The 19,222-nt window shown below is 70.1% G+C and carries 15 protein-coding genes; all 15 read left to right on the top strand.

The features are described from left to right. The first annotated feature begins 4 nt into the window (after window positions 1-4). Window positions 5-2,677: an alanine--tRNA ligase gene (alaS, locus tag K415_RS0116915; protein ID WP_024288226.1), complete on the top strand. Its 2,673-nt coding sequence runs from the start codon at window positions 5-7 to the stop codon at window positions 2,675-2,677. Window position 2,678: 1 nt separating this feature from the next. After that, window positions 2,679-3,287 (top strand): Holliday junction resolvase RuvX, encoded by a 609-nt coding sequence (gene ruvX / locus K415_RS0116910; protein ID WP_024288225.1) that lies wholly within the window; start codon window positions 2,679-2,681, stop codon window positions 3,285-3,287. A 76-nt stretch (window positions 3,288-3,363) separates the two neighbouring features. Continuing rightward, window positions 3,364-4,530, top strand: a complete 1,167-nt coding sequence (gene mltG, locus K415_RS0116905; RefSeq protein ID WP_024288224.1) for an endolytic transglycosylase MltG — start codon at window positions 3,364-3,366, stop codon at window positions 4,528-4,530. Beyond that, window positions 4,527-5,456, top strand: coding sequence for a shikimate dehydrogenase (locus tag K415_RS0116900; protein WP_024288223.1), 930 nt, complete (start codon window positions 4,527-4,529; stop codon window positions 5,454-5,456). Before mltG ends, K415_RS0116900 begins: the two co-directional genes overlap by 4 nt. 104 nt (window positions 5,457-5,560) lie before the next feature. Then, window positions 5,561-7,228, top strand: coding sequence for a GspE/PulE family protein (locus tag K415_RS0116895; protein WP_024288222.1), 1,668 nt, complete (start codon window positions 5,561-5,563; stop codon window positions 7,226-7,228). Window positions 7,229-7,352: 124 nt separating this feature from the next. Continuing rightward, window positions 7,353-8,975 (top strand): type IV pilus twitching motility protein PilT, encoded by a 1,623-nt coding sequence (locus tag K415_RS0116890; RefSeq protein ID WP_024288221.1) that lies wholly within the window; start codon window positions 7,353-7,355, stop codon window positions 8,973-8,975. Then, complete coding sequence (locus tag K415_RS0116885; protein ID WP_029664011.1) at window positions 8,975-10,210, top strand: type II secretion system F family protein; 1,236 nt, start codon at window positions 8,975-8,977, stop codon at window positions 10,208-10,210. The genes K415_RS0116890 and K415_RS0116885 overlap by 1 nt, the downstream gene beginning before the upstream one ends. Window positions 10,211-10,406: 196 nt before the next feature. Further along, the gene (locus K415_RS25040) at window positions 10,407-10,865 is read left to right on the top strand and encodes a prepilin-type N-terminal cleavage/methylation domain-containing protein (protein ID WP_024288219.1); all 459 of its coding nucleotides are present in this window, start codon (window positions 10,407-10,409) and stop codon (window positions 10,863-10,865) included. 157 nt (window positions 10,866-11,022) lie between these two features. Continuing rightward, a complete protein-coding gene (locus tag K415_RS23620) occupies window positions 11,023-12,990 on the top strand; it encodes a prepilin-type N-terminal cleavage/methylation domain-containing protein (RefSeq protein WP_024288218.1) in 1,968 nt (655 codons plus the stop codon). Then, entirely contained in the window at window positions 12,987-13,775 is a 789-nt protein-coding gene (locus tag K415_RS0116870) for a PilW family protein (protein WP_024288217.1), read from the top strand. The genes K415_RS23620 and K415_RS0116870 overlap by 4 nt, the downstream gene beginning before the upstream one ends. Next, on the top strand, window positions 13,772-15,721 hold the full coding sequence (locus tag K415_RS0116865; RefSeq protein WP_024288216.1) for a hypothetical protein: 1,950 nt from the start codon (window positions 13,772-13,774) through the stop codon (window positions 15,719-15,721). Before K415_RS0116870 ends, K415_RS0116865 begins: the two co-directional genes overlap by 4 nt. Further along, complete coding sequence (locus tag K415_RS0116860; protein ID WP_024288215.1) at window positions 15,718-16,524, top strand: A24 family peptidase; 807 nt, start codon at window positions 15,718-15,720, stop codon at window positions 16,522-16,524. The genes K415_RS0116865 and K415_RS0116860 overlap by 4 nt, the downstream gene beginning before the upstream one ends. A gap of 93 nt (window positions 16,525-16,617) precedes the next feature. Further along, window positions 16,618-17,661 (top strand): type IV pilus assembly protein PilM, encoded by a 1,044-nt coding sequence (pilM, locus tag K415_RS0116855; RefSeq protein ID WP_024288214.1) that lies wholly within the window; start codon window positions 16,618-16,620, stop codon window positions 17,659-17,661. Beyond that, entirely contained in the window at window positions 17,658-18,368 is a 711-nt protein-coding gene (locus K415_RS0116850) for a PilN domain-containing protein (protein WP_024288213.1), read from the top strand. The genes pilM and K415_RS0116850 overlap by 4 nt, the downstream gene beginning before the upstream one ends. Then, window positions 18,368-19,153, top strand: a complete 786-nt coding sequence (locus K415_RS0116845; RefSeq protein WP_024288212.1) for a hypothetical protein — start codon at window positions 18,368-18,370, stop codon at window positions 19,151-19,153. Before K415_RS0116850 ends, K415_RS0116845 begins: the two co-directional genes overlap by 1 nt. The last annotated feature ends 69 nt before the right edge of the window (window positions 19,154-19,222 follow it).

Genomic DNA, 19,222 nt, shown 5'->3' with positions numbered 1-19,222 from the left:
CATCATGCGGACCGCCGAGATCCGACGCCGTTGGCTCGACTACTTCGAGCAGCGCGACCACACAGTCGTCCCCAGCTCCTCGCTCATCTCGCCGGACCCGTCGACCCTGTTCGTCATCGCCGGCATGGTGCCGTTCATCCCGTACATGCTCGGCCAGCAGACCCCGCCGTGGCAGCGCGCGACCAGTGTGCAGAAGTGCGTCCGGACCCTCGACATCGAGGAGGTCGGCAAGACCACCCGGCACGGCACGTTCTTCCAGATGAACGGCAACTTCTCCTTCGGCGACTACTTCAAGGAGGGGGCGATCAGCTACGCGTGGGAGCTGGTCACGGGCTCCCAGGCGGACGGCTGCTACGGCTTCGACCCGGACAAGATCTGGGTCACCGTCTACCACGACGACGACGAGGCCGCGGCGCTCTGGAAGCGCATCGCCGGTCTGCCCGAGGAGCGCATCCAGCGCCGGGGCAAGAAGGACAACTACTGGACGACCGGGCAGCCCGGGCCGGCCGGCCCCTGCTCGGAGATCTACGTCGACCGCGGCGCCCAGTACGGGGCCGACGGCGGCCCCGTCGTCGACGAGGACCGGTTCCTGGAGATCTGGAACCTCGTCTTCATGCAGTACGCCATCGACGACGTGCGGTCCAAGGACGAGTTCCGCATCGTCGGGGACCTCAAGCAGAAGAACATCGACACCGGGATGGGCCTCGAGCGCGTCGCCTACCTGCTGCAGGGCGTCGACAACCTGTACGAGATCGACGAGGTCTTCCCGGTGATCACCGCGGCCCAGGAGCTGTCCGGCCGGCGCTACGGCGCCTCGCGGGACGACGACGTACGGATGCGCGTGGTGGCCGACCACGTGCGCTCGGCCCTGATGCTCATCGGCGACGGCATCTCGCCGTCGAACGAGGGCCGCGGGTACGTGCTGCGTCGCCTGCTGCGCAGGTCCGTCCGTGCGATGCGTCTGCTCGGCGTCGAGGACCCGGCGCTGCCGCACCTGTTTCCCGCGTCGAAGGACGCGATGGGGCAGTCCTACCCGGAGCTCGTCACGGACTTCGACCGGATCTCGCGGATCGCGTACGCCGAGGAGGAGGCGTTCCGGCGCACCCTGGTCGCCGGGACGACGATCCTGGACACCGCAGTGGCCCAGATCAAGCGCTCCGGCGGTCTGACCCTGCCGGGCGACCAGGCGTTCGCCCTGCACGACACCTACGGCTTCCCGATCGACCTGACCCTCGAGATGGCGGGCGAGCAGGGCCTGACCGTCGACGAGAAGGGCTTCCGGGAGCTCATGACGACCCAGCGCGAGCGCGCCCGCGCGGACGCCAAGTCCAAGAAGGGTGGCCAGGCCGCCTCGACGGCCTACCGCGCCCTGCGCGAGCCCGGCGCCACCGACTTCACCGGCTACACCGAGCTCAGCACCCCGTCGACGGTGCGCGGCATGCTGCGCGACGGCGCGCCGGTGCACGCCGCGACGGAGGGTGACACCGTCGAGGTCGTGCTCGACCGGACGCCGTTCTACGCCGAGTCCGGCGGCCAGGACTCCGATGCCGGGGTCATCACGGCCGACGGCGCACGCCTCGAGGTGCTCGACGTCCAGCGTCCGATCAAGGGCCTGGTCGTGCACACCGTGCGGGTCGTCGAGGGCGAGATCACCACCGGCACCGACGTGCTGGCGCAGGTGGACCCCGAGTGGCGTCTCGGCGCGCGCCAGGCGCACTCGGGTACGCACGTGGTGCACGCCGCGCTGCGCGAGGTGCTCGGACCGGACGCCCTGCAGGCCGGCTCCTACAACAAGCCCGGCTACCTGCGCCTGGACTTCGCCTACAACCAGGCGCTGTCGCCGTCCGCGCGCAGCGAGGTCGAGGACGTCGCCAACCGTGCGATCCGCAAGGACCTCGGGGTGAGCTGGCAGTACATGAGCCTGCCCGAGGCCAAGGCATGGGGCGCGATCGCCCTGTTCGGCGAGACCTACGACGACCAGGTGCGGGTGGTCGAGATCGGCGGCCCCTGGTCACGCGAGCTGTGCGGCGGCACGCATGTCGACCACTCGAGCCAGATCGGCCTGATCGCCCTGACCGGTGAGTCGTCCGTCGGTTCCGGATCCCGGCGGGTCGAGGCACTGGTCGGCCTCGAGGCCTTCCACCACCTGGCTCGCGAGCGTGCGCTCGTCGCAACCCTGACCGATGCGCTCAAGGTCCGCCCGGAGGAGCTGCCCGAACGGGTCGCGAGCGTCGTGGCACGGCTGCGTGACGCGGAGAAGGAGCTGGCCGGCCTCCGGCAGGGCCGGCTGCTCGCCGGGGCCGGCGCGCTGGCCGACGCCGCCGTCGTGCTGGGCACCACCCGCACCGTCGCGCACGACGCCGGGGAGGTCTCATCGGTCGACGACCTGCGGGCCCTCGCCCTGGACGTCCGTGGCCGCATGGGGCAGGACGCAGCAGTCGTGGCCCTCGGCGGGATCGTCAAGGACCGCCCGGTCGTCCTGGTCGCGACGAACGCCCCGGCCCGGGACAGTGGCTTGCGGGCCGGCGCCCTGGCCAAGACCGCGGCTGCGGTCCTCGGCGGCGGCGGCGGCGGCAAGGACGACATCGCCCAGGGCGGCGGGACCGACGTCACCCTGCTGCCCGCGGCCCTCGCTGCGGTGCGCGACACCGTGGTGACGGCAGGCGGAGGCCGCTGACGTGGGGTGCCCGACCGACGAGGGCTCGGGGCCTCCGGCCCACGCACCCGCGCCCGGGCCGTCGCTCGGACGTGGCGCGCGGATCGGCGTCGACGTCGGGACCGTGCGCATCGGCGTGGCGGCCAGCGACCCGGACGGGCTCATCGCCACACCGGTCGAGACGGTCCCGCGTGCCGCGGACGCGGCCCACGCCGGATCGACAGCCGGCAGTGCCGGGTTGACGTCCGACGTGGCGCGGATCGTGGAGATCGTGCACGAGCGCGGTGCAGCTGTCGTGTATGTCGGACTACCCCGGCATCTTTCGGGCACCGAGAGTTCGGCATCTGGGGCGGTTCGCACGTATTCTGTTGGGCTGGCGCACGCGGTCGCACCAGTGCCGGTGCGTCTGGTGGATGAGCGGTTGAGCACGGTGACCGCCCATCAAGCGTTGTATGCGTCCGGACGGTCCGGGCGCCGCCACAGGCAGGTCGTCGACCAGGCGGCCGCAGTGGTGATCTTGCAGTCCGCAATCGATGCAGAGCGCAGCTCCGGCACGCGGAGCGGGGAGCTGGTGGGCAGCCCGCCCCCGTCCGCCGGTGCCGGTGCCGATGCACCGGGACGGCAGGGCTGACCAGGACCGGGGACGCTGTGGGAAGGACCGACTGGATGGGCCGCATGGGCCGAATCACCGATCATGGAGGCTCGCTGTGAACGACCTCTTCCTCGACGAGATCGTGCGCCCGGAGCAGCCGCCCTCGGGTTCCGGCGCGCGTTCCGCCCGACGCGCCGAGCGCGAGGAGCGCGCCCGCTCGCGCCGCAAGCGTCGGCGTCGCAGCATCATCGCGCTGGTCGTGTCGCTCGGGATCCTCGGTGGTGGCGCGTACCTCGTCGTGCAGTACGTGATGCCGGTGATCTCCGGGTTCTCGCTGCCCCAGGACGAGGCGGCCGCCGACTACCCCGGTCCGGGGCACGGCACCGTCGACGTCACGATCGCGGCCGGTTCCAGCGGTACCCAGATGGCGCAGGTGCTGGTCGAGGCCGGCGTGGTGCAGAGCACGAGCGCCTTCACCGGCGCCTTCTCCGCCAACCCGAGTGCTCCGAGCATCCAGCCCGGCACCTACCGGCTGCTGCTGGAGATGCGGGCGAGCGACGCCGTCGACGCGCTGCTCGACCCGACGTACCGCGTCCAGGTCAAGGTGACGTTCCCCGAGGGCGAGCGGGTCGACCAGATGCTCGAGAAGCTGTCCTCGGTCACGACGGTCCCGGTCGAGGACTTCCAGACCGCGATGGCCGACACCGCCGCGACCGGGCTGCCCGCCGAGGCCGCCGGCAACTACGAGGGCTGGCTGTTCGCCGCCACGTACACCTTCGAGCCGGGCACCACGCCGACCGAGATGATCGCCGAGATGGTCGCCGCGACGGTCGGTGCACTCGACGAGCGCGGCATCGCCCCGGCGGACCGCCAGCGGGTGCTGACCATCGCCTCCCTGGTCGAGGAGGAGGCCAGGACCCCGGAGGACCGGGCCAAGGTCGCCCGGGCGATCCAGAACCGCCTCGACATCGACATGAAGCTCGACATCGACGCCTCGGTGGCCTACGGCGCCGGGATCTCGGGGCTCGACCTGACCACCACGGAGCTCGCGGCCGACGACCCGTACAACCTCTACACCAGGACCGGCCTGCCGCCGACGCCGATCGCCGCACCGAGCCTGGTCTCGATCGATGCGACGCTCGCCCCGGCCGACGGCCCGTGGCTGTTCTGGGTCACGGTGAACTACGACACCGGCGAGACCCGGTTCGCCGAGAGCTTCGACGAGCACCAGGCCAACGTCGCGCTGCTGCGCGAGTGGCAGGCCGCGAACCCGACCGGGTGAGCGACGTCGTGCGCCGGGCCGCCGTGCTCGGTCACCCCATCGCCCACTCGCTGTCCCCGGCGCTGCACCGTGCCGCCTACGTCGCGCTCGGCCTGACCGGGTGGACGTACGAGGCCGTCGATGTCACCGAGGAGGACCTCGCGGCCTTCGTCGAGGGGCTCGACGCCCACTGGGCCGGGTTGAGCCTGACGATGCCGCTCAAGCAGGCGGTGCTCGGGCTGCTCGACCACGTCGAACCCCTGGCCGAGGTGGTCGGGGCGGTCAACACCGTGCTCGTCCAGCCCGTCGCCGGCGGGCGGCCGGGGCTCGTGGGCGCGAACACCGACGTCCACGGCATCGTCGCGGCACTCCGTGAGGGCTTGGTGGGGTGCCACGCCCAGGACGGCCCGGCAATCGGCACCGCCGTCGTGCTCGGCGCAGGCGCCACTGCTGCCTCGACGCTCGCCGCTCTGGCTCAGCTCGGCTGCTCGACGCCGACGGTCTTCGTCCGCACGATGGCCCGCGCGGGCGCCACGATGCGGGCAGCCCACCGGATGGGTGTCGAGCCGCGCTTCCTGACCTTCGCACCGCTCGACCGGGTCGCAGCCGCCATGGCGGGCGCGGACGTGGTCGTCTCGACCCTGCCGCCGCACGGGGCCGACGAGCTCGCGAACCTGCTGACCCAGGATGACGACGGCAACCGGGCTGCCGGCGCCCGCAACGGGCGGGTCGACGGTGTCCTGCTCGACTGTGCCTACGACCCCCGACCCACGGCGCTCGGCGTCGCCTGGCAGTCCCGCGGCGGCGCCTTCGTGTCCGGCGAACGGATGCTCCTGCACCAGGCGGGGGAACAGGTGCGGCTGATGACGGGCAGACCGGCCCCGCTCGACGCGATGGAGCGCGCCCTGGCCCAGGCCCTGGCACACGAGGTGCCGATCCAGGCTTGAGGGGTCCGCCTCGGCTGCCGATAGGGAAGGAGGCCCCGCGGCGCGGTCCCGGCGGCCTGTGGTCCGACCCCCTTCGGATCACGAGCGCCTCCGGAAGGACACGTGTGAAGCAGCTCGGAGACATCCTGCTGGATGAAGGAATCGTCACCGAGGGCCAGCTCATGGCGGCCCTCGACGAGCAGGCGGTTCGAGGCGAGTCGCTCGGCCGCGTCCTGGTCGAGATCGGGATGCTCACCGAGGCCCAGCTCGTCCGCGCCCTGGCCAACCAGGTCGGGATGGAGTTCATCGAGCTCGCCGACTACCCGGTCGACCGGAACGCCGTCGCGCTGGTGCCCGGTTCGCTGTGCCGCCGGTACATGGTGCTGCCCATCTCCCTGATCGACGGCGCCCTCGTGCTCGCGATGGCGGACCCCGGCAACGTGCTCGCCGTCGACGACGCCCGCACCCTGTCGGGCCTGCCGGTCCGGACCGTCGTCGCGACGCACGACGACCTCGCCACAGCCATCGACCGCTTCTGCCGGGCGGACGAGGAGATCGATGACCTGGCCTCCGCGTTCGAGGAGACCCAGGCCGAGACCGACCTCTCCCAGGTCGGGGACGTCGTCGAGGACGACGCCCCGATCGTCCGCTTCGTCAACCTGCTCATCACCCAGGCGATCCAGGACCGCGCATCGGACATCCACATCGAGCCGGCGGAGACCGACCTGCGCGTCCGGTACCGCATCGACGGCGTGCTGCACGAGATGCAGCGCTCGCCCAAGCAGATCCAGTCCGGGGTCATCTCCCGGCTCAAGATCATGAGCGACATCGACATCGCCGAGCGACGCAAGCCGCAGGACGGCCGCATGTCCGTCACGCACAACGGCCGCAAGATCGACCTGCGGGTGGCGACCCTGCCCACCGTGTGGGGCGAGAAGGTCGTCATGCGCATCCTCGACAACTCCACCGCGAGCCTCGACCTGCGTGACCTGTCGTTCCTCGAGGACAACTACCTCAAGTACAAGGAGTCCTACTCCAAGCCGTACGGGATGCTCCTGGTCACGGGGCCCACCGGATCGGGCAAGTCGACGACGCTCTACGCGACGCTCAACGCGGTGTCCCGCCCGGAGATCAACGTCATCACCGTCGAGGACCCGGTCGAGTACCGACTCGCAGGCATCAACCAGGTCCAGGTCAACCCCAAGGCAGGCCTGACCTTCGCCGGCGCGCTGCGCTCGATCCTGCGGTCGGACCCCGACGTCGTCCTGCTCGGTGAGATCCGTGACCACGAGACCGCCCAGATCGCCATCGAGGCGGCCCTCACCGGCCACCTCGTGCTCTCCACGCTGCACACCAACGACGCGCCGAGCGCCGTGACCCGGCTGATCGAGATGGGCATCGAACCCTTCCTCGTGGGCTCGGCACTGGACTGCGTCGTGGCACAGCGCCTGGCTCGCCGGCTGTGCACGAAGTGCAAGGAGCCGTACCTGCCGAGCGAGATCGAGCTCATCGCGGCCAAGTTCCCCTGGAACCCGGGGGAGGAGATCCCCACGATCTACCGGCCGGCCGGCTGCGCCGCGTGCTCCCGCACGGGGTACAAGGGCCGGATGGCGATCCACGAGGTCATGAAGGTCACCGAGGACATCGAGCGGCACGCGGTGGCCCACTCGTCGTCCTCCGACATCGCCCGCACGGCGCGGGAGCAGGGCATGATCACGCTGCGCGACGACGGCTGGACCAAGGTGCTGCTCGGCGACACCTCGATCGAGGAGATCCTGCGCGTCGTCGCATGAGGGGACCCGCCGCCGGGCGGCGGCGGGCATTTGTCCGTTCCGAGTGCTCAAGCCGGAGCACCCAGGAGTCGATACACGACCGGGAGCGTCCTGCTGCAGGACGCCCAGGAGCGAGAGGCCCGCTGTGACCGACTACTACCCCGCGCCAGGCGCCGAGCCCACCAGGGCCGCGACGCCCTACGTCCCGCGCGACATCGGCGGCCCGGTGCCCCCGTACGGACCCGGCCAGCCCCCCGGGCGCCCGCAGCAGCCCGCCGGACCGTCGGCAGTGGCAGCCCCGTACCAGCCGGTCAACCCGGCGTACGGTGCGGGCCCCGGACCGGTCAACCCGGCCCCGACCGTCCCCGCCCAGACCCGCGTCCAGCCCGCGGCGGCCCCGCCCGCCGGGCCGTCACGTCCGATCGCTACCCAGGCGGCGCCGGTCCGCCCGATGACGGGCCCGGCGGCGCAGCAGCCGACGGCCCCGCGTCCGGTCACTCCCGGAGTCCGTGGGCCCGAGGGATCCCAGCGGATCGGCCTCGCGCAGCTCTCGCAGGAGGGCGACATCGACCTGGACGCCGCCCTCCGCGCGATGATGGAGCGCGGCGCGTCCGACCTGCACATCACCTCGGGTGCGCAGCCGATGATCCGCCTCGACGGCGGGCTGCGGCCTCTCGAGGGCTTCCCCGTGATGTACCCGGACGCGCTCCAGCGCAGCCTGTACGCGGTGATCACGCAGAAGCAGCGCGAGACGTTCGAGGAGAATCTCGAGCTGGACTTCGCCTACGCGGTCCGCGGGGTCTCCCGGTTCCGCGTGAACCTGTACCGGCAGCGCGACTCGGTCGGCGCGGCCTTCCGGGCGATCCCCTACGAGATCAAGCCGCTCGAGGAGCTCGGCGTTCCGCCGATCGTGGCGAACTTCGCCGGGCTGCCCCGGGGTCTCGTCCTGGTGACCGGACCCACCGGGTCGGGCAAGTCGACGACGCTCGCGTCGATCATCGACCTGGCCAACCGGACCCGCAGCGACCACATCATGACCGTCGAGGACCCGATCGAGTTCCTGCATCGGCACAAGAAGTCGCTGATCAACCAGCGCGAGGTCGGGTCGGACACGTTGTCCTTCGCGAACGCCCTCAAGCACGTGCTGCGCCAGGACCCGGACATCATCCTGGTCGGCGAGCTGCGTGACCTGGAGACGATCTCGGTCGCCCTGACCGCTGCGGAGACCGGCCACCTGGTGTTCGGGACCCTGCACACCCAGGACGCCGCGCAGACTGTCGACCGCATCATCGACGTGTTCCCGGCCTTCCAGCAGGACCAGGTCCGGACCCAGCTCGCCAGCGCGCTGCAGGGCGTCGTCAGCCAGACCCTCTGCAAGCGGGCCAACGGTCGCGGCCGGGTCGTGGCCACCGAGGTCATGCTCGCGACCCCGGCCGTCCGCAACCTCATCCGCGAGGGCAAGACGCATCAGATCTACTCCTCGATGCAGGCCGGAGCGGCCCTCGGCATGCACACGATGGACCAGCACCTGGCCGAGCTCGTCAAGGGCAACAAGATCACGTACGAGGTCGGCCTCGAGAAGTGCCAGAACGTCGAGGACTTCAACCGGCTCGTCGGCCGCACCTCGCGGATGGCGCAGGGCGGCGGCTCGATGGGTGACCCGCACAACGGTGGCGGCGGCCACGCCGAGCTGCCACCGATGCCGCCGATCCATCGGCCAGCGCACAGTGACCCGACCGCACCGCCGACGCATCCCGGGGTGCGCTGATGGCCACCACCGCGGCGAGCCACACCTACGAGTACGCCGTCCGGAACAAGGACGGCAAGATCATCAAGGGTCGGATCGAGGCCCAGAACCAGGCGGCCGTCGCGTCCCGCCTGCGCACGATGGGCGTGGCCCCGCTGTCGATCTCCGAGGTCTCGACCTCGGGCCTCAGCCGCGAGCTCAAGATCCCCGGCTTCGGCGAGAAGGTCGGCATGAAGGACCTGGCGATCATGGCGCGCCAGATGGCGACCATGATCAATGCCGGGTTGAGCCTGCTGCGCGCGCTGCAGATCCTTGCCGAGCAGACCGACAACAAGACCCTGGCGAAGGTGCTCTTCCAGGTTCGCAACGACGTCGAGGCCGGTACCGCGCTGTCCGTTGCGATGGGTCGACACCCGGTCGTCTTCCCGCCTCTGATGCTCAACATGATCAAGGCCGGCGAGGTCGGTGGCTTCCTCGACCAGGTGCTCGTCTCCGTCGCGGAGAACTACGAGTCGGAGGTCAAGCTGCGGTCCAAGATCAAGTCCGCGATGACCTACCCGGTCGTCGTCTTCATCATGGCGATTGCGGCGACCGTGGGCATGCTGCTCTTCATCGTGCCCGTGTTCGCCGACATGTTCGCGAGCCTCGGCGGGGAGCTCCCGGCACCCACCAAGGTTCTGGTCTTCCTGTCGGAGCTGATGAAGTACCTCGTCCCACCTGCCATCGTCCTGGGAATTATCTTCAGCGTCTGGTGGTCCAGGCACAAGAACGACTACGCCGTCCGGGCGAGGCTCGACCCGATCAAGCTCAAGGCCCCTATCTTCGGCAATCTGTTCCGCAAGGTGGCCGTCGCCCGGTTCACCCGCAACTTCGGCACGATGATCCACGCCGGCGTGCCCATCCTGCAGGCCCTGGACATCGTGGGTGAGACCAGCGGCAACATGGTCGTGGAGAACGCCGCCAAGGCCGTGCGGGACTCCGTGCGCAGCGGGCAGTCCCTCGCCGCGCCGCTCAGCGACCACCCGGTCTTCCCACCGATGGTCGTGCAGATGATCACCGTCGGTGAGGACACCGGCGCCCTGGACGAGATGCTCGCGAAGATCGCCGAGTTCTACGACCAGGAGGTCGAGTCGACCACCGAGCAGCTGACGTCCCTGATCGAGCCGCTCATGATCGCCGTGCTCGGTACCGTCGTCGGCTCCATGATCATCGCTCTGTACATGCCCATCTTCAGCGTCTTCGACCTGATCGAGTAGGGGCACGCCCGTCGCATCACGCCACCTGTGTCCGATTCGTCCTGGAAGGGCATACGGCGAACGGGTGAAAGTGGCTGTGACCAGCGTCACGACTCAAGGTGGATGCTGTCTCACCCGATGTAGCAGGTGAATCACCGGGGCCGATCGGCTCCGCTCAATGCATGACCTCGAACTGACATCGAAGGGGAGCATCAGAATGATCGCTCGCATCCGTAAGTCCCTCGACGAGAAGGACCAGGGCTTCACCCTGATCGAGCTCCTCGTCGTCATCATCATCATCGGCATCCTGGCCGCCATCGCCATCCCGATCTTCCTCAACCAGCGCCAGAAGGCCGTCGACGTCTCTGCCCAGGCGGACGTCGCGACCATTGCCAAGCAGGTGGCGACCTCGCTCGTCGACGTCGACACCATGCCCGACGTGGATGTCGAAGCTGGTGGCGAGTTCTACCAGATGACCGTAACTGGCGAGGCTGGCTCGCCGTTCAACATCGGCCCGGTCAGCGGCAAGCTCGTCAGCCCGATCGTCACTATGGGCGCCGGGGTCACCGCCGCCGACTTCTCCGTCACGCTGACGTTCAGCGGTGGCACCGAGGGTGACGCCGCGACCATCACGTACGACGCGGCGACCGGTCTCGGCGACATCACGGCTCCGTGATCTAGCAGACGCATCAGCCCCGCTGGGGCGAGGGCCTTGGTCCTCGCCCCAGCGGGGCTTCTGCGGACCCGTAGCAGGTCCGCAGGCCCGTAGCCGCCGGCCCAGATCGACCCGGGATCCACGATCCCCGTCCACCGACGCACCTGAGAGGCACCTCATGTCCGTGACGCGCACCGCGGCCCGCACCCTCACCGGTGCACTGAGCGCCGCCCGCCGCCGGACCTCCGGTGACGACGGTGTCACCCTCATCGAGGTCGTCGTGGCGAGCGTGCTGCTCGGCGTCCTTGCCGCAGCGATCCTCGGCATCATCATGCAGACCCAGTCGGCCCAGGTCGGCAACCGCGCACGGATCGCCGCCGCCAACCTCGCCGCACGGGAGATCGACTTCGTCCGCGAGGAGTTCGGTGCGTCGGACGAGGGCCCCCTCGACCTCGCTGCCGCGGGTACCGTCACCAACCCCCACCCGCTCGACGGCGGAACGCCCGGCGATCCCTTGGTCCTGGACGGCGTCCCGTACTCGGTCGTGCGCTCCGCCGCCTGGAACCCCACCGCCCACGGTGAGTCGGCGTGCGAGGGCGGCACGCTCGTCGCCTACCCGACGCTCACCGTCACGGTGAGCGTCACCTGGCCCAACATGGGCCCGATCCAACCGGTCGTGTCCGATGCCCTCTTCGCCCCGGACAAGGGCAACGGCGTACCGGGCACGTCGTCGTTCGTCGCCGTCTCGGTCGTGGATGCGGCCGGTCAGCCGAACGCCGGCCGCAGCGTGCGCGTGGTCAGCGGTGGCGCCGTGCACCCCGGCCTGACCGACCCCTCCGGCTGCGCCGTGGTCCGGGTGGACCCCGCCGTCGGAGCCGGCACCGACTACATCGTGTCGATGGCCGATGTCGGCTACGTGGACATCAGCGGCAACCCGTCCCCGTCGAAGGCGACCGGACCGATCCTGCGCGGCACCCTGAACAACAGCGTCTCGTTCGCCTACGAGCGCGCCGGCTCCGTCGAGCTGCGGGTCTACGACCCTGCCGGCGCCACCCTGACCGACGACGAGGTCAGCGGCGCCCAGGTGACCCTGGTCGCCTCGGAGTACGCCGGTGCGTCCGGCGCCACCGTTCACACGCTGACCGGCGTGACCCAGACGATCTCCAACCTGTGGCCCACGATCTACGGCGGCTACTTCGGAACCGTCGCGCCGGCCGGCGGATACCCGTCGGTCGAGGTCACCCCGGGCGCCACGGTGACCCTCGACGTGCCCTTCGCCCCCGCGGAGGTGCCGTTCACGAACCTGCCGGCCGGCACGTCGGCCATCGTTGCCGTCCCTGCCGGTTCGGGGCTCACCTGCGGCAGCGCGGGAGCCAAGACCTTCCCCGCGTCGGCACCGGACACGACGATCTCGTTGCTCCCCGGGACATGGCAGTTCTTCGTCGTCGGCTCGACCTTCTCCTGCTCCTCGGGCGACCCGACGGGCACGGAGTTCGGCTCTGGGCTCTCCGAAGCCGTGGCGTGGGACCAGTCCAGCACGCTGAGGGTCACCGGCGCGGTGCCCGGCGGCACGCTGTGGGCCGTCGACGCGGGGCTGACCGGCCCGCTCAGCACGTGTCCGGGAGCCGCGGCCGCACCCATCGCGCGGAATGTGGACGGTGCCAGGACCGGCCCGGTCGGCCTGCTGCCCGGCACCTGGTACCTCTATGTGACCGATGGTGCACCCGACGGCGCGTGCCAGGGCTTCCTCGCGGGCGGCCAGAACCCGGCGACGGTGTCGTTCGGCCAGGCGAAGTCCGTCGCCTGGGCCCTGAACTCCGCCGCGGTGACGATCACGGGCATCGAGAACGCCGGCTCCCGACGCCCCTACGTCTATCTGAGCACCTCGACCGCGTCGCTCAGCTGCACATCGAGCGGCTTGACCAGTGCCGGCACCGTGGCGAGCTGGGGCCGACCTGCATCCGAAGGCGCCAGCCTGAACGGTGTGGTACCCCAGGGCACGTGGTACGTGTACGGGAACGACCAGGCTTCGAGTGCCACATGGTCACCTCGCTGCAGGCTCGCTGGAACGATCATCGTAGGGCCGATGTCCACGACGCTGACGATCGACTACCGCACCTCCGGACCGCTGACGGTGGGACCATGACGAGCATCCGTGAACCGCACCGCCGCAGCGTCAACGGGGAACGCACCGCCCCGCACCGACGGGACACGGGCATGTCGTTGACCGAGCTCGTCGTCACGATGATGATCATGTCCTTCGTGGTCGCCGGGACCGTGTCGCTCACTGTCGGCTTCCACCGCACCACCGCGCAGAACATGTCCCGCCAGGAGCAGATCGACACGGCTCGCGCCGCGGTCGAGAGCATGAGCCGGACCGTCCGGGCCGCCGTCAAGCCCGCACAGCTCATCGGCACCTGCCCGGGCTGCGAGGACGCCTTCCTCGAGGGCCGGACGACCTCGGTGCGGTTCTACTCCAACGTCAACAACTCCGGCAACGACGTCGGGCCCAGCCGGGTCACCTACGTCCTGAGCACGAGCGGTGCCACCGCGGGTCAGCTCATCGAGACCATCCAGATCCCGGAAAGCCCCGTCCCCGACTCCAGCGGCTACGACTACTGCGACGCAACGTTGGCGAGCGCCGACGCCGACTGCATAGGCCGGGCGCGCACCCGACCGATCGCCTTCGGCGTCCAGGCCGATGACCTCAACCCCATCTTCCGGTACTACGACGCCGCCGGGGTGCCGTTGATCCCGGTGTCCGGCGCCAGTCTCACCACGGACGAGCTCGCGCGGGTGCTCTCGATCGAGCTGGTCGTGACCGTTCAGGCCGACAACGCCACCCAGGCCGCTCCCACCACCTACATCCAGCGCATCATGCTGCCGAACGCCAAGGCCGTCCTGCGTTTGAGCGACGAGGAGACACCGTGAGCTGGTCCGTGGGCAGTGCGCGAGCGGTGAACCCGAGCACGCCACGCCGAGGGCGTGGTGTTCTGCGCGGGTTGCGCGGGCGTGCCGCCGACGGGGGCCGGGATGCGGGTGCGGCGCTCGTCCTTGTGATCGGCTCGATGCTCGTCCTCGCCATGCTCGCCATGACCGCACTTGCCTACACGATGCAGAGTCAGACCTTCGCGAGGTACTCGCAGGACCACACCGGCGCGATGGCCGCAGCACAGTCCGGCATCGAGGACGTCATCTCGCGGCTCAACCGGGACGACACCTACGCCGACACCCTCGACTGCGCCAACCCGGCCCTGCAGGCCCCCACGACATCCGGGACCGACTCCTGTGGTTGGACGACCACCACGGCGGTCGGCTGGCTGCCCGTCGTCCCGGGCGAGACCGACCCGGACGCCGCGCACTTCCACTACGCGATCGACGGCAGCCTAGCAACGCTCGAGGGCAGTGTCCTGGTGACCGCGACCGGACGGGTCAACGGCGAGTTCAGGACCATCGAGACCACCGTCGGCAAGGGTGGGTCGACGGACTACGTCTACTACACCGACTTCGAGTCTGCGGACCCCCAGAACGTGCAGGCATACCCGTCGACGCCGTCGACCGAGTGCGGTGGGCTCGGCTCCGACCTGGCCGAGTACTGGTACGAAGGGCGCAACAGCGAGGGCTGCGTGGAGATCACCTTCATCAGCGGTGACCGGCTCGACGGCGCCGTCTTCACGAACGACGCGGCCTGGTCCAACGGCGCCCACTTCCTTGATGGATTCATCTCGGCGAACCCGGGCTGCCTGACGGTCACGGCCACCACCTCCACCTGGAACAACTGCCTGCGCAACTCCGGTGGTTCGACGAGCACCGCCGACTTCCACGGCACCGCACCCGCAGCCTCGGAAGACGGCCCGCTGTACCTCCCCGACACGTCGGCAGCATTTGCGACCTTCCCGGGCTGCCACTACTACGGGTCGACCAGGATCATCTTCAACGCCGGCGGCACGATGACCGTATGGAACAAGAAGGTCAACAACGGCAGCACTGCCCCCCGTGCGGAGAGCGGACCGGTCGGGACGCCAACCTGTGGCAGCCTCGACGACCTTGACAGCGACGCAGGTGCCACGGTCCCGGTCCCCGACCAGATGGTGGTCTACGTCGCACCCGCCCCCGCATCGGTCCTCCGCGTACAGTGCAACGCCGACGAGATCGGCGGTCCGACCGGAAGGGAGCTCCCGCTGGGCACCTACGACCGGACGACGAACTCCGCAACCGGCACCCACCCGAGCTACAGCTACGACGTGACCATGGCGGAGACGACGAAGACATGCCAGGAGGGCAACCTCTACGCCGAGGGGACGGTCAACGGCCGGGTGAGCCTGGCCGCCGCGCAGTCCGTGATCACCACCGGCGACCTCGTCCTGGCCGGTGGGCGCAGCGGGGACGACATCCTCGGTCTTGTCGCGACGAACTCCGTCGAGGTCTTCCACCCCCGGCTCACGACCTACGAGTGGGTGCGGCGGTACTCGAACTGCCGGGAGAGCGGGTCGGGTGCCAGGACGTACCAGTACTGCGCGACCAGCGCGACCGAGGTCGGCGGCTGGCCCACGCGATACACCGACCCGACGACCGGTGGACTCGTCCCGGCGGACGGTATCCAGATCGCCGGCTCGATCCAGACGCTGCAGCACTCGTTCTATGTCCAGCAGTACTCCGTGGGCGGGGCCGCGGGGACGCTCAACGTCTGGGGCTCCATCGCCCAGCGCTGGCGCGGGATCGTCGGGCAGGGGAGCAACGGCTACACGAAGCTGTACGAGTACGACCGCCGGCTCATCTACGGCCCACCCCCGTATTTCCCGCGATGGACCAACGCCCAGTGGACCCTGCGGTACAGCGGCGAGATCCAGAACCCCGCCTCGGTGAAGGTCCCGTGACCGACGCGTTCCTCGGTGTCCTACTGGTCGGTGTGCTCGGCCTTGCTGTCGGTTCGTTCCTCAACGTCGTGATCTGGCGCGTTCCTCGTGGTGAGTCCGTGGTCTCGCCCGCCAGCGCCTGCCCGCGGTGCGCGCACACGATCCGGCACCGGGACAACATCCCGGTGCTCTCCTGGCTGCTCCTACGTGGCAGATGCCGTGATTGTGCCGAACCGATCTCCCCCCGCTACCCGCTCGTGGAGGCAGGCACCGCCGTCCTGTTCGCCCTCGTCGCCGTACGGTTCCTGGTCGACGACGCCTTGCCCTGGGCCCTGCCCGCGTACCTGTACCTCGGTGCCCTCGCCGTCGCACTCGCGCTCATCGACCTTGACGTGCACCGACTGCCTGACGCCCTCGTCCTGCCGGCGTACCCGGTGCTCGCCGCGCTCCTCGCCGTCGCGAGCTGGGGATCGGGGCAGACCCCTGGGGGTGGCTCACTGCTCCGCGCAGTCCTCGGTGGGGCCGCACTCCTCGCCTTCTACGGTGGAGCATGGTTCATCCACCCGCGTGGCATGGGCCTGGGGGACGTCAAGCTAGCGGGCGTCCTCGGCGCGGGCCTGGCCTGGCTGGGGTGGGGGACGTTCGCCGTCGGTGCTTTCGCTGCCTTTGTCGCGGGCGGGTTCTACGCGATCGGTCTCCTGACCACCGGCCGGGCGGGGCGCACCACCGGGATCCCGTTCGGGCCGTGGATGCTGCTCGGAGCCGGCCTCGGAGTTGCTGCGGGGGAGCCGCTCTGGTCCGCCTACCTGGATCTGCTGATGTGAACTCCGTGCCCGACGAGGCTCAAGCCGCAGCGACTGAGTCCCGATAGCACAACGGACAGCATCGCCACCGGGCGACGAAGGGGACAAAAGGCTGTGGCCACAACAGTGATCGGGCTCGACATCGGGACGACCCATGCCCGGGCCGTCGAGCTCCAGCAGGGCCGTGGTGCCCCGACAGTGCTCCGCTACGCCGAGGCGCCCTTGCCCCTCGGCGCGGTCCAGGACGGCGAGGTGACCGAGCCGGAGGGCGTCGTCCAGGCGCTGCGCTCGATGTGGGCGACGGCGAAGTTCAGCCACCGCGACGTCGTGCTCGGTGTCGGGAACCAGCGCGTCCTCGTGCGCAACCTCGATCTGCCGTGGATGCCCATGCCGCAGCTGCGCGCCTCACTGCCGTACCAGGTCCAGGACACCCTGCCGGTAGCGGTCGAGGATGCCCTGCTGGACTTCTACCCGACCTCCGAGCACCAGGCCCAGACGGGCCGGACGGTGCAGGGTCTGCTGGTCGCCGCGACCCGCGACACCGTGCAGTCGAACGTCAGCGCCGCCGAGAGCGCGGGCCTGCGACCCCTGATGGTCGACCTCAACGGCTTCGCACTGGCCCGCGCCCAGATGCTCGGGGAGCTGTCGACGCGCATCGTCGCCCTCGTGGACATCGGCGCGCGGATCACCAACATCGTCGTGACCCACCGGGGGGTGCCGCGGCTCGTCCGGACGTTGCCCACCGGTGGCCAGCACATCACCGACGCCGTCGCGTCGGAGCTGCGCATCTCGGTCCATGAGGCTGAGGCGATCAAGCGTCAGGTCGGTGTCGGCTACGCGGTGGGTGCCGATCTCCAGGCTGCGGCCGAGGTCGTCAACCATGTGACCCAGAACCTCGTCGAGTCGATCCGCAACACGATCGTCTACTACGCGAGCAACAACCCCGGCGCAGCTGCGGAGGTCGTCATACTGACCGGCGGCGGCTCGTACCTCAACGGCCTGGGGCAGTACCTCGCGAGCGCGAGCCGGCTGACCGTCTCGCTCGCGGACCTCTTCACCGGCATCACGGTCGCCAAGACGGCGCACCTGGAACCTCTGCACGGCATCGAGTCGACCTTGGCGGTCCCGCTCGGACTCGCCATGGCGGTGGCGGCATGAGCCCGAAGAGCACGCGCGCCGCCGAGGCCTTCCCGGACGGGCGCGTCGACTACGCCGGACTGGGCGCCGCACTCCGCCCCCAGGTCAACCTGCTCCCGCCCGAGATCCGCAACCGACGGTCGCTCGGCCGGGTCAAGGTCCGGCTCGGCCTCGCGCTGCTCATCGTCCTGCTGATCGCCGCCGTCGCCTTCGTCTACGCCGCATTCACCGAGAAGGCGGCGGCCGAGGAGCTCGCCACGACGCAGCGACAGGTGGCGGACCTCGCTGCCCAGCAGGAGGAGTTCGCCGAGGTGCCGCGGGTCAAGAGCCAGATCGACGCGGTCGCGACGGCTCGTGACCTCACGATGGCGACCGAGGTCCTGTGGACCGAGTACCTGCGCTCGGTGCAGGCCGTGACACCGGAGTCCGTCCGCATCACGACCTTCTCGACCGCGATGCCCGGCCCGCTGCAGGCGCCGATCACCTCGACCAGTCCGCTCGATGCGGTGAGCGTGGGCTCCGTCAGCCTCACGGGCAATGCCGCGACCCTCCCGGACCTCGCAACGTGGATGGATGCGCTCGACGCGATTCCCGGCCTTGCGGATCCGACGTACACCACGGCCGAGCTGACGGACGACGACGGTGTGATCTCGTACAGCATCGCGGTCACCGTCCAGGTCGACGACAACGCCTACGCGCTCCGCTTTGTCCCGAAGGAGGGTAGCTGATGAGCACCACCAAGACCGCTCCGTGGGTGGCTGGCACCGCATTCCTCGCCATCGTGCTGATCGCAGCCTCCTGGCTCTTCGCGATCTCTCCGCGCATGGAATCGGCCGGCGAGATGCGCGCGAGCACGGCAGCCGAGCAGGTGCGAAGCGACCAGCTGGAGATCCAGCTCGCCGCGCTCGAGCGGGACTTCGCGAACATCGAGGACTTCCGCACCGAGCTGGCCGGGCTTCGCGCGCAGATCCCGACCGGCGTCGAGGCAGCTCAGCTCTCTCGGCAGCTCGTCACGCTGGCTTCGGCGTCCGGCGTGGTGATCACTTCGGTCATGCCGAGCAGCCCGACAGCAGTCATCGCGGCCGCACCGGCCGCGCCGGAGCCCACCGGAGCGACCGAGGACTCGATCGCGGACGGCGCCAGTGACGCAGCCCTGGGTGACAGCGCCGTACCGACGGCACCGACAGCGACCGGCTTCTTCGTCGTCGAGGTCGCCGTCACGACCATCGGCGGCTACGAGGAGAGCCTGGCATTCCTGGAGACCCTCCAGACCGGCAACCCTAGACTCGTCTTCGTCTCCGCGGTGCAGGCCAACGCACAGAAGGAAGCCGGTGCGCAGAGCGGTCGCCCGGCGGTCGCCGACGGTGCCCTGGAGCTGCGGCTCACGATTTCCGTGATCGTCCTGCCGGACACGAGTGACGTCCCCGAGGAGCCCGAGGACGCACCCGCCGAGATGCCGGTGCCGTCCGGTCAGGGCAACCCGTTCGCACCGCTCACGGTGAGCGGCGGCTGAGCTCGACCCGTCAGCACCTCGGCCCGCGTCCGCAGCCCGGACGCGGGCCGAGGTGCGTCCGGCCGCGTG

It is taken from the genome of Cellulomonas sp. KRMCY2 (genome assembly GCF_000526515.1).
In the GTDB taxonomy this organism is placed as follows: Bacteria; Actinomycetota; Actinomycetes; order Actinomycetales; family Cellulomonadaceae; genus Actinotalea.
Note: the sequence above shows the minus strand (reverse complement) of the source record. Positions and strands in the feature narration are given on the sequence as shown.

Excerpts from the sequence above, each read along its gene's own strand:
- alaS (WP_024288226.1), top strand. The coding sequence starts at position 5 with ATGCGGACCGCCGAGATCCGACGCCGTTGGCTCGACTACTTCGAGCAG.
- K415_RS0116885 (WP_029664011.1), top strand. The coding sequence starts at position 8,975 with ATGGCCACCACCGCGGCGAGCCACACCTACGAGTACGCCGTCCGGAAC.
- K415_RS25040 (WP_024288219.1), top strand. The coding sequence starts at position 10,407 with ATGATCGCTCGCATCCGTAAGTCCCTCGACGAGAAGGACCAGGGCTTC.
- K415_RS23620 (WP_024288218.1), top strand. The coding sequence starts at position 11,023 with ATGTCCGTGACGCGCACCGCGGCCCGCACCCTCACCGGTGCACTGAGC.
- K415_RS0116870 (WP_024288217.1), top strand. The coding sequence starts at position 12,987 with ATGACGAGCATCCGTGAACCGCACCGCCGCAGCGTCAACGGGGAACGC.
- K415_RS0116850 (WP_024288213.1), top strand. The coding sequence starts at position 17,658 with ATGAGCCCGAAGAGCACGCGCGCCGCCGAGGCCTTCCCGGACGGGCGC.
- K415_RS0116845 (WP_024288212.1), top strand. The coding sequence starts at position 18,368 with ATGAGCACCACCAAGACCGCTCCGTGGGTGGCTGGCACCGCATTCCTC.